The sequence below is a fragment of the Sneathiella sp. genome (genome assembly GCF_029233945.1).
In the GTDB taxonomy this organism is placed as follows: domain Bacteria; phylum Pseudomonadota; class Alphaproteobacteria; order Sneathiellales; family Sneathiellaceae; genus Sneathiella.
In genome coordinates this window covers 83837-95586 of record NZ_JARGOQ010000002.1, presented here as the reverse complement: position 1 = coordinate 95586, position 11750 = coordinate 83837, and the positions used below count along the sequence as shown (strand labels likewise).

At 51.6% G+C, this 11750-nt stretch carries 8 protein-coding genes; 4 read left to right on the top strand and 4 right to left on the bottom strand.

Annotation, left to right across the window (positions count from 1 at the left end):
- On the bottom strand, window positions 1-332 hold a 332-nt coding region (locus tag P1U71_RS01825; protein ID WP_301103833.1), incomplete at its 3' end, for a thioesterase family protein.
- A gap of 104 nt (window positions 333-436) precedes the next feature.
- Here P1U71_RS01825 and P1U71_RS01820 point away from each other — a divergent pair.
- Together P1U71_RS01820 and P1U71_RS01815 are read left to right on the top strand one after the other, a co-directional pair.
- Window positions 437-1834: an FAD-linked oxidase C-terminal domain-containing protein gene (locus tag P1U71_RS01820; protein WP_301103832.1), complete on the top strand. Its 1398-nt coding sequence runs from the start codon at window positions 437-439 to the stop codon at window positions 1832-1834.
- Between the two features lie 41 nt (window positions 1835-1875).
- A complete protein-coding gene (locus P1U71_RS01815; protein ID WP_301103831.1) occupies window positions 1876-2580 on the top strand; it encodes an HAD family hydrolase in 705 nt (234 codons plus the stop codon).
- Between the two features lie 14 nt (window positions 2581-2594).
- On the opposite strand, the gene P1U71_RS01810 is transcribed toward P1U71_RS01815, so the two are convergent.
- Window positions 2595-3401, bottom strand: a complete 807-nt coding sequence (locus P1U71_RS01810) for a pentapeptide repeat-containing protein (protein WP_301103830.1) — start codon at window positions 3399-3401, stop codon at window positions 2595-2597.
- A gap of 187 nt (window positions 3402-3588) precedes the next feature.
- On the opposite strand from P1U71_RS01810, the gene P1U71_RS01805 reads away from it, so the two are divergent.
- On the top strand, window positions 3589-4230 hold the full coding sequence (locus P1U71_RS01805; protein WP_301103829.1) for an HAD-IA family hydrolase: 642 nt from the start codon (window positions 3589-3591) through the stop codon (window positions 4228-4230).
- 55 nt (window positions 4231-4285) lie between these two features.
- Here the strand turns inward: P1U71_RS01805 and P1U71_RS01800 are convergent, their stop codons facing one another.
- Window positions 4286-6532, bottom strand: coding sequence for a CHASE2 domain-containing protein (locus P1U71_RS01800; protein WP_301103828.1), 2247 nt, complete (start codon window positions 6530-6532; stop codon window positions 4286-4288).
- Between the two features lie 284 nt (window positions 6533-6816).
- Here P1U71_RS01800 and P1U71_RS01795 point away from each other — a divergent pair, with 284 nt between their 5' ends.
- Window positions 6817-10854 (top strand): Calx-beta domain-containing protein, encoded by a 4038-nt coding sequence (locus tag P1U71_RS01795; protein WP_301103827.1) that lies wholly within the window; start codon window positions 6817-6819, stop codon window positions 10852-10854.
- Here P1U71_RS01795 and P1U71_RS01790 read toward each other — a convergent pair.
- Complete coding sequence (locus tag P1U71_RS01790; RefSeq protein WP_301103826.1) at window positions 10851-11726, bottom strand: adenylate/guanylate cyclase domain-containing protein; 876 nt, start codon at window positions 11724-11726, stop codon at window positions 10851-10853. The genes P1U71_RS01795 and P1U71_RS01790 overlap by 4 nt on opposite strands.
- Between the last annotated feature and the right edge of the window lie 24 nt (window positions 11727-11750).

The following is an 11750-nucleotide window of genomic DNA, read 5'->3' as shown; positions in this document are numbered from 1 at the left end:
TCGGACGTTGCGGCGAGGAAGCCTTTGTCGCGATGACGCATCTCCAGAAAAAGATGCATTCTCTTTTCGTCACAATCCAAGACCCGGACATACATTTCCAATGCATCGCCTTCATGCACCTCTTGAATGTAGGTGACATGTGTTTCTAGAACATAGACGGTACGGTTTTCTGACATGCGATACTCTCGGGTGAGACCGATTTCATCGAGAAACTCATCCAGCGAATGATCAAATATCAGCACGTAATACGCCACATTCATGTGATTATTATGGTCAATCCATTCCGGGAGGACGGGCTGTTCATGGATCAGGGTCATGGAGGTTTCGTTCATTGTCAGTCCTTAATTCTTCTTCCTTTAACTGGACGGCAGGTTATATGATACTGTCAAAGAAAGTGGCTGACCAGCCCAGTCGGCAGAGCAAAGAGGGAGTTATCATGACGAACAGACATCCGAAAATGGACCGGGTAATTGCCGAACTGTCGGAACTACTCGGATCGCGCTGTTCAACTGCCACGGCCGTCCGTGAACAGCATGGCAAGGATGAGAGCTGGCATTTCCCGAAAGCACCGGATGTTGTCTGCTTTGCGAAAAGTACGGAGGAAGTCTCCCAAATTGTGTCAATCTGCGCGGCGCATAAGGTCCCCGTTATTCCCTTCGCGGCGGGCACCTCACTGGAGGGGCATGTGAATGCTGTTTCAGGGGGCGTCTCAATTGACCTGAATGAAATGAACGAGATTTTGCGAGTGAGCCCGGAAGACCTGGATTGCACGGTGCAGCCGGGGGTCCGTCGCAAGCAGCTTAACGAGTATTTGCGTGATACGGGTCTCTTTTTCCCGATTGACCCCGGTGCGGATGCCTCTGTCGGCGGCATGGCGTCAACCCGTGCGTCCGGGACCAATGCGGTGCGCTATGGCACAATGCGGGAGAATATTCTGAGTCTTAAAGTGGTGCTCCCCGACGGGCGCGTCATCTCGACCGGGCATCGGGCCAAGAAGAGCGCGGCGGGTTACGATCTGACCAAACTCTATATCGGATCGGAGGGAACGCTTGGCGTCATTACCGAAGTCACGCTCAAGCTTTATGGTATTCCTGAGGCGATATCGGCGGCAACTGTTTCGTTCCCGGATATTGAAGGGGCCATCCAGAGCGTGATCCTGACGATTCAGAGCGGTATTCCCGTCGCCCGGATCGAGCTTTTGGACGAAGTTCAGGTGGATGCGGTGAACCGCTATTCCAATCTGGACCTGACGGTTCAGCCGACACTGTTCCTTGAGTTTCATGGAAGCGAAGCCTCCGTTAAGGAGCAGGCAGAACAGGTGAGCGCTATTTGCGCTGAGTTCGGCGCGGAAGGGTTCAAATGGACGACGCAGGCGGAAGAGCGTACCAAGCTCTGGCAAGCCCGTCACGATGCCGCCTATGCGGCGATGGCGCTTCGAAATGGCGCGCAGATCTGGGCAACGGATGTTTGTGTTCCCATCTCCCGGCTTGCTGACTGCATTCTGGAAACAAAGAAGGATCTCGCCGACAGTTTTCTGGTGGCGCCTTTGGTAGGGCATGTGGGAGATGGCAATTTCCATCTTTCATTCGTCATAAAGAAGGAAAATCCGGAAGAACTAGAGGAAGCGGAACGTCTCAATGCCCGGCTGATTGAGCGCGCCCTCTCCATGGACGGCACCTGTACCGGAGAGCATGGTGTCGGGCTTGGCAAGAAGAAGTATATGTATATGGAGCATGGGGAGGCCGTCGATGTGATGGCGGCGTTAAAACATGCGCTTGATCCGGATAATATCATGAACCCTGGCAAAATTATTCCAGACAGGGCGGCGGAATAATATTCCCGTTCCGGTCTGTATGTTAGAGGCAGCATTGCGATATGTCTTCTAGTTCCCTGACAGTTATCGGTTTCGATGCCGATGATACCCTTTGGCAGAACGAATATTTCTTCCGCCTGACAGAGGAAAAATTTGCGGCCTTGCTGTGCGATTTTGCCAAGAGCGATCATATAACTGAGCGCTTGATTGAGGCTGAACGCAGAAATCTCGAATTCTATGGATACGGGATTAAGGGTTTTACCCTCTCGATGATCGAGACGGCGATTGAGGTGACGGAGGATAAGGTACCCGCCGCTATCCTGCACGATATCTTGCGCGCAGGTCGGGAGATGCTGCGTCATCCGGTTGAAACATTGCCATATGTCCGCGAGACTCTCATGGAGTTGCATGGTCGCTATCGGCTGGTGCTGATTACCAAGGGCGATCTTTTTGATCAGGAACGCAAGCTCGCGCAATCAGGACTGGGAGAATTATTCGACGATGTCCAGATTGTCAGCGAAAAAACGCGGGATACATATCAACGGATTTTTAGTAGCGCCGGGCGCTCGCCGGGTGAAAGCATGATGGTGGGAAATTCACTTAAAAGCGATGTCATCCCGGCGATTGAGGCCGGTGGCGTCGGGGTTCATATCCCCCATGATTTGACCTGGATACATGAACATGTCGAACCGCCGCTCAATAACTCTCGTTTCCATAGCATTGATCATCTCGGGGAACTGCCGGAGTTGTTGGGGAAACTGACATAGGGGTGGATCAGCTTTTACGGTGTGCATACACTGATCGTAAGGTTGTTGGGCAGGACAGTATTCTTGTCACCGCAGGCGTTTTCAAGCTGGGTCTGCTCTAATCCGGTAGCATCCTCCATATTTGCACCGGAAAGATCGGCGCCCCAGAATGACGCATTAGAGAGCCTGGCATTGGTAAACACAGCATTCACCAAAATCGCCCGATAAAAATTTGCGCGCCTCAGATCTGCTTCTTCCAGGCGCGCGTTTGTTAAATTAGCACGGGTGAAGTTCGCATCATTCAACTCTGCCTTGATCATAATAGCGCCAGACAAATTTGATCGTTTGAAATTTACTTCGGTGACCTTGGCATTGCTGAAATTCGCGTTTGTCAGGTTTGCGCGCTTGAAATAGGCTTTCCGGATATCCGCCTCCTGGAATTTTCCACCCTCAACTTCCGCGCTGTCGAAGTCGGCGCTGCGGAGGTCTGTGCGTTGGAGATTTGCATTGGTCATCACGGCTTTTTCCATATCTGCATCCTGAAGTATTGCGCGCTCTAGATTGGCGGATATGAGCGTTGCCTTTTCAAGATCGGACCGGCGCATGTCTGTTTCCGTCAGGTTGGCCTGGCTGAGATTGATTTGCTTTAGTACCGAGTCCCGCAAATTTGCGCCCTTGAGATAGGCTTCCTTAAAGTCTTTATATTGCAGTGTTGCGCCGCGCAGGTCGCATCCTCCGCAGCTTCCGCTGTCTGTTAGCTTTTTGATGGCTTGGCTTTCAAACGCATTTGCGCTGGCAATGCTAACAAATAAAACGATGGCGCTTAATATTAACGCTCTCATAAGGGATACTCCCGCAAAAAATTAGTCTCGACTACGCTTACGTCTTAAATTAACGGATAATATGATGAATTCAATCCACTCCGATATTTGACAGGATAAAACACGCCTGTCACTATTTAACAAAAGTAAGAATAATCTCCGGCAGTTTGAAGTGCCTTTAATCGTTTTGCCAATAAGGAAATTTCTAATGATAAAAGCCATCCTCTGGGATTTCGGCGGTGTTTTGACGACGAGCCCGTTCGAGGCCTTCACGCGATTTGAAAAGGAGCGGGGCCTGCCCATGGATTTTATCCGGCGCATCAATTCCACGAATCCCGATAGCAACGCCTGGGCAAAGTTTGAGCGTAGCGAAGTGACGATGGATGAATTCGATAAATTGTTTGAAGCAGAAAGCGGGGCGTTGGATCACGCCATTCCGGGTACGGAAATTATTAAACTGCTTGCCGGAGATGTGCGACCGAATATGGTCAATGCTCTCAAAATATGCGGGGAGCAATATAATTGTACCTGCCTGACGAATAACGTCGCCGCGGGTAAGGGCCCCGGAATGAGCCGGGATGCAGCCGCACAGGCAGAGGTCGAGAGCGTAATGACATTGTTCCGGCAGGTGATAGAATCAAGCAAGATTGGTCTTCGTAAGCCCGATCCGCGCATTTATGAATATGCCTGCGATCAAATGGGTGTCGCGCCGGAGGAAGTTGTCTATCTTGATGACCTTGGGATCAATCTCAAGCCCGCCGCGGTGATGGGGATGAAGACGATAAAAGTTGTTAGTGAAGCGCAAGCATTGCGGGATCTGTCGGCGGCGGCGAACCTCTCATTTGCTTGATGGGGTCTATTCAAACCATGGACCGGGTCGAATGGAATATTGAAATCCCGGGTCTCTATTTTTCCGTAGCCCGATAGACGCCATCCCAATCGGCTGGCGGGGGCGTAGCCCTGAAGCTGTGAATGCGGTTCCGATAGAGCGCCACGAATTTTTCTAGGCGGGGGTTCAGTTCTTCGATGGATAAGAGCTTGTCCAGGGCGGTGTCCCAGTCTTGCGATAAATATCTTTCTAGGAAGGTTTCTATTGCTTCTTTTGCCGCTAAAAATTCGGGGTGTTTTGCATGTTCTTCATCTCCGAGCAGTCCGAATATCTTGACGGCTTCCTGCTTGCCTTTAACGGCAATTAGGTCAAGTTCGATCATGGCGTAGTTCGGGATAGAGGAAGCGGTGCTCTCGCCGAGGATGATGCTAAAACCATATTCCTTTGTCTGTCCTTCCAGACGGGAGGCCAGATTGACCGGATCACCGAGGACGGAATAATCGAACCGCTGCTCCGACCCCAGATTGCCGACGATGCACACCCCGGTGTTCAGGCCTATTCCAACACGAAGCGCCTTGAACTCACGGTTTTCAAGTTCTGCTTCTTTTTTTAGTTCTGCATTCAAGGCAGCGAGACGGACAATCATTTTTAAGGCCGCATCTGCGGAATCCATTGGATGATGCGGATTTTCAAGTGGCGCATTCCAGAAGGCCATAATGGAATCGCCCATATATTTATCGATGGTGCCTTTGTGATCAAGAATTTCGCCGGTCATCGGCGTTAGAAAGCGGTTGATCAAATGGGTCAGCCCTTGCGGATCATGCTTATAACCTTCCGAAATGACCGTGAATTCACGAACGTCGCAGAACATGAATGTCATCTCTCTTTCCTCGCCGCCAAGAACCAGACTATCGGGAGACGCGGATAGCCGCTTGACGAGTTCGGGCGAGAGATAATGGGCGAAGGCCGTTCTAATGCGGGTTCGTTCCTGTTCGGTGCCGCGATAGTTCGAATACACCATCGTAATATAGACGAGGATCGATATAAACAAGGTGTAGCTGACATCAATCAAGACGGAGTTGTAAACGAAGAAGTAAATGGACGAGCCAATCGCGGTGATCGAAATGAACACCAGCAGCCCCAAGGTTGTACGGGCGCCGGCAAGTGGCACAAGGACTATTAGCGCAAGTCCGGTCAGCAGCGTACCGGCCCATTCAAAGATGGCAATAAACTCCGGTCGGAAGAGGTAGGTCTGCGTCCATACATTTTCCAGAAGCTGAAGATGCATCTCCACGCCGGGCAGGTTAGAGGTAAGAGGCGACGCTCGTAAATCCTTAAGGCCTGTCGCGGAAGTTCCGATAAGAACCAGCTTCCCGGCCAGCATATTCTCGTCGATAGTATCATTGATGACGTCGAGTGCGGAGATATACAGTGACGGATCATACTTCGCGTATTTTATCCAGATGCGCCCGCGCGTGTCCGTCGGCACCAGTGTTCCCGCGACCTTGAAGCCGATCACCCCATTCTCATTGGTTTGTATGATGACATTTCGCCCGGTCGCGACGCGCAACATATCCAGAGCAAGGGAGGGGATAATCTGTTCACCGATCCTGTTTGCGAGAGGGACGCGGCGGACAATGCCGTCGAAATCCTGATCGAGGCTGATCATACCGCGCCCTGCGGCAGCTTCATCCAGTCTATCGATGTTGCCGATCAGGGCTGGGTAACTTTTTAGGAATGGTTTCGGATCCTGGCCAAGAAGGGCGAAAGAGGGGATGCGGCCAAGTCCAAAATTATTTGCGCCGACACTTTCCGGGCTGACAGAAATGCCAAGGACAACGCGGCTGTCTCTGATAGCGCGCGAAAATATATCATCGAAGGAAGGAAGAGTGCTGAGCTGGCGCTGCAAAACGGGGGGCAAGTCAGGAACATTCTGGGACATTTCATTTGGTGAGAGGCGATCCGATTCGGCAAACAGCATATCGAAACCGATGACCGCGGCGCCTGCCTTGGTCGCATTTTTGACGAGTTTTGCAAGATACGAACGAGGCCAGGGCCATTGCCCGAGGTTCAGGAGGCTGTTTTCATCGATATCTATGACCACAACCGGACGTGGATATTGAGCCTCGCGTGGTTGGGATTGCTGATAGAAGTCGAAGATACGGTCCCTAAAGCTGGAGAGAAATTGCGGATCGGAGATTTGTAGAAACAGAGCGGCCATAAGGAGGGCAAAGGCAGGAACGCGTCCACCTCTGGCGAAGGCAAGCCACCTAACGTTGTTTGATTTCTTTGCGGGCTTTTGCCCTTGCTTTGTGTCCGTCATACGGGATTCTATACTCTGTTTTGGGGTTTTATTGCCAGGACGATAGTTTATAGAAAATCCCAGAATTAACTATAGTTACCAAAAATTTTATGAAATTTGTTCAAAATGTGGCATAGTGCTCTCATTCAAACTACATTACTTTATTAATTGCCTCATAAGAGATTTTCTATTTCGCGAAAGTTTGGGCAACTATTTATGACAACTTGGGTTTAGCCGACCAATATTCTGGATTAACTTTTTGCAGACGGTCGGAGAACTGGGTGTGTCGCCAAAGGGTATAAAGAATGAAGCAAACTAATGTATCGGACCTTGGTGGCAGCCCCCTTGCAACCTATGAAGTTTCAGACAGCAATCCAGTCCGGTTGGGCGACGAGATAAAGCCCCTTATCGCGGAATATTCCCGGGAAGGTATTGACCTGAATTTGAGTTCCGATACGGGTGAGTACATCACGGTGTATGATTATTTCTCCGTCGGGAATGCTGTCGACCTTATAACTGCGGGTGGCGCGCGCATTCCAGCGGATCTGGTCGGCAAGCTTGCCGGGCCGGGCCCATTGGCGCAGTCTGCCGATACTCAATCTGATGCTGGCGGCTCGATAGGCGAAGTCTCTCAATTGGCTGGCACAGTGATGGCGCGCCACGCGGATGGGACTAGCGAGGAGCTGGTTTCGGGCGCTGCGGTTTTTCAGGGAGATGTTATTGAGACGGCGGGCGGCTCGTCCTTCACCATTGTGTTCGCCGATGATACTCAGTTTTCCATGGGAGAGAATGGCCGGGCTATTCTCGACGAAATGATCTACAACCCCTCATCGGGTGATGGAAAATTCGGCATTTCCCTGATGCAGGGCGTCTTCTCGCTGGTTAGCGGACAGATTGCCAAGGACGATCCGGAAAATGTAGATGTTCGTACGCCTGTTGGCACCATCGGTATTCGCGGCACGAGTTGGTCGGGGCATGTGAGGAATGTCGGCGAAGAAACGATCTTCACGCTTTTTACTGGGGCCATCGTTGTCACTAACGAAGCGGGGTCGCAGGTTCTGGATGTTCCTAACCAATCGGTCATTGTCACCAGCTTCTCCGCCTTGCCGAGTGTCCCCTTCATCCTGACAGGAGAGCAGCTTTTCGATATCTACGGAGAGGCTTTGCGGTTGGTCAATCCGGAATGGTTCGATGATGAGGATAATTTCGATCCTGATGAGATTTCACCGGAAGCCGGTCGGCGCGCGAATACGGGCGGCGGCGCTAATTTTCAACCGTTCAGTGAAGGCGGTATTGACGGCGGTCAATCGATCGGTGATCTTCTGCGGGCGGCGGGTTTGCTCACTGGAACGGATCTTGAGTTCCGTAATGCTCAGAATACCGAGGAGATTATAGGACTCGGTCCGCAGACCGGCTTGAATGTCGTTTCTGTTGTTGATCAGGAATCCGGCAATCTGGAAAGCTTTCAGATATTTATTACGCTGACCGAACCGACCAATGTCCCGGTGATAGTGACTTATGAAATTCGGGCGGGCTCCGCGTCTGAAACAGGATCCGGGCTTCCCGGCGATCTTGACTTCATTAGTAATGGTGATGGGACAATTACTATTCCGCCTGGGGCAACTGAAGCGGCTTTTACGGTAACGGTTATCGATGATGATGTTATTGAGGACCTTGAATTCTTTATCGTTGCCATAACCGGCGCCGAAAATGCGGATATTGATATCACTTCCGGCCAGGCCTTGGTCATAATTACCGATGACGACATTGGATTGGTCACGCTGTCGGATATCACTGTTGATGGGGTGGGGATTGGTGAAGGTGAGATTTCTGTCGGTGAGGATGCGGGGGCGCTGTCATTTGTTCTTACGCTCGACAAGGCCGTCGCACCTGGCGTGACGGTAAGCGTCAATTACCAGATTACGGGGTCGGTAACGGAAGGCAGTGATTATACGACCGCCGCTGTTCAGACCGTTACATTCAACGGTGGAGAGTCAGGGCTGGCTCCGGGAGCAACAACGACCATCACCATCCCGATCCTGGATGACACTCTTTTTGAAGGACCGGAATCACTGACGCTTACGCTGGTCGGGGCATCGAGTAACGCAACAATCGATCCTGCCTCATCTTCCGTAACATTGACGATTGAGGACAATGACGACCCCGTTGTCGTGGATGAAGGGACGCCCGCGGATCTGGTTGAGGCCGGAGAAGGGGATGTAATCGAAGGAGCCTCTTTAGGTATCGGTGGCGGTAGCGGTGAAATTGCCGCCGTCACATTTGATACGGCCCAAGCGGATTTCGATGCCGCTGGCCTTACGTCCAACGGGGCGCCGATTGTTCTTTCGGGGTTGGGCACGAATGTCGTGTCCGGGTCCGCCGGTGGCGTAACGGTTTTCACGATCATACTGAATACCGACGGCACCTATGACATGTCGTTGGTGGGACCGATTGATCACCTCGACGGTGATGGAGAAAATGTTGCCGATCTTTCTTTCGATTTCGCCATTTCTGTCACCGATGCAAACAATTCATCGGCGTCCGGCACTTTGACGGTTGGAGTTGAGGATAGCGGGCCAGTTCTAGGAGCGGCTGCGGATATTTTTGTTGATGAGGATGATCTGCCAGCTGGAGGGGACATAACGCCGGAAGCAACCACTGCAAACGGGGTTGCGGAAATTGATTTCGGCCTTGATGGCGCGGGAAGCGTGATACTTGATATCAGCGAATTGCCGGTTATTATGTCTGGCGGGGATCCCGTTGTTTATCAACTCGCGACGCTCGCGGATGGAGTAACTCAGCAGCTAACAGCGACTGCAGTGCCGGATGGCAGTGCGCCGCGCCCTGTATTCCTGTTGGAGTTTGGTCCGAACGGTGACGGCGACAATTATGGATATACGCTGACGCTTAGCGATGTGGTCGATCATTCGAGTGCGGGCGAAGATGGGCTGGCCCTTCCCTTCTCCTATGACGTGGTTGATCAGGACGGGTCTTTGATCAGCGGGTCCTTCACGGCAACGATTGTCGATGATGTGCCGATTGCGAGCCCGGATGCAGTTGATTTACCGGCGCCAATGCTGCCGACATATAATCTGGTTTTTGTCCTCGATATTTCAGGATCGATGACCGAATTTGTTCCAGGGGCGGGGCAGACCCGTATACAAATTCTCCGGGCGGCCGTGGACAATGTCCTGTCGGAATATGAGGCTGTTTCAAGTGAGGTCAAAATCACGATTATCGGTTTTGCGGCCGCCTCGTCTGTGGTTTTTGAAGGCACCTCCATTCAGGCCGCGCAGGACTTTGTTACAGACACCGGCAATCTGGCTCCGGGCGGTACGACAAATTACGCCGCAGCAATTGCTAATAACGCAAACGGCGCGCAAGGGATTCTTGAGGCGAACCTTGCTGATCCCTCATTGGCTTTCGATCAGACCACTGTTTATTTCATCTCCGACGGGGAGCCAAGTGGCGGACAGGAGGTGCCGACAGCCGGAGGAAATGAGTGGCAGCAGTTTGTTGACAGTAACGGAATTGAAGTCGTTGCTGTCGGACTGGGATCCGGCATCAGTACGGCGGAACTGGCGAAGGTTGAGAATGCCGGGGATGACCCAACAATAGTGATCAATCCCAGCGAGCTTGAATCTGTTCTGGTTGAGACTGTTCCTGTCGTTGAGACGGATAACGTGGTCAGCTCCGGGTCAATTGACCGGCTGGGTGCAGATGATGGGACGTTGACGTTACTTGTTCACAATGGCACGGAATATGCCATCCCACAAAATGGAGCCCCTCTTATTGTTGAGTCGGATCTTGGTGGCAGCCTCTCGATTAATGCGGCCGGGGATTATACCTATACTGCCCCGGACGAGGCTGATCCTGGCGCGATGGAAAGCTTCGAATATGTGCTGACCGACGGCGATGGCGATATCAGTAGCGCCTTATTGACCTTCACATTCGTAGATCAAGATGCTGGCGGATTTTCTGTTCTGTCGGCCTTCTCCCTAGCGCCAAGTGTTATTGAGGAAAGCGATGAAAGTGAGCAACTTTTTGGAACCCCGGGAGCGGATGTCTTTGCCTTTACTGGGGCCGACAATGGAGATGTGATAATCACCGATTTTGACGCTGCTGAAGATAGCGTGAACCTGGATCAGATATTTGATGATCTTGGGATCCTCGTGGATGAGCGCGGCAATGGAGAGGCTTGGGAACTCGAGGACGTGGATGGCAAGGCGACACTTTCCCTGCTTGTCGCCAATGGTCCGACGATTATTTTCGATAATTATGTCAATCCGGATGTGCAGGCCCTCGAAGATATTGCATCGAGGATCATTGTTGATGAATCTTAACGGCTGCGCTTTTGATTTCGGGATTTAATTTTGGCTATTTTGCGCTTTTCCCAATCCTCTGCTCTGTGCCCAACGCCGAATATCCGGACGGCGTCCATTATCAAAACAAAGAGGAATGGCCCAGCGGGCCATAGAAACCACCAATAGTCGGGCGACGTGGTTATATTGATAATGAAAAGAAAAAATATAATTGTCCCAAAAGTAAGCGCGCGGCGATAAAATCCTGCCTGCCTTTTTACATAGGCCCGAATTCGTTTGTCCTCCTCAGTGTCATTTTCCGTATCCTGAATTTTTTCGTCGGACAGGGGAATATGATGCGATGATGAGTGAGGTTGCTTACCGGGTGTTTCACTCAAAGACAGAGAGTACACCGCAACGGGTTCGGCAATGTTTTTGACACCCTTGCGTCCGAGAAACTTAAAATCTCGGGGGAGCTTGTTTTTAACCTGATCAAAGACGGAGCCGGAAATACATATGCCACCCACAGGCGCCATTGCCTCCAATCTCGCGGCCACGTTGACGCCATCGCCGAAGATATCATCCCCTTCGATGATGACATCGCCCAAGTTGATCCCGATGCGATAGAGCATCTGGTCGTCCGCCGGGAGGGACACGTTATCCTTATTGATCTTGTTTTGCACCTCAACGGCGCATTGCACGGCTTTTACGACACTTGAAAATTCGCTAACAAGGCCATCGCCCGTCATATTGACGATGCGGCCTCCATGACGATCAATAACTTCCCGGAAAATTTCCCGCGTTATTTTTAGCCGGTCGAGAGTTTTCCCCTCGTCATCATTCATCAGGCGGCTATATCCGGCGACATCCGCGCAAAGGATTGTGGTCAGTTTTCTGTCTAACTCAGCATTCATTGGCGGTTCATTCTCCGGCTATGG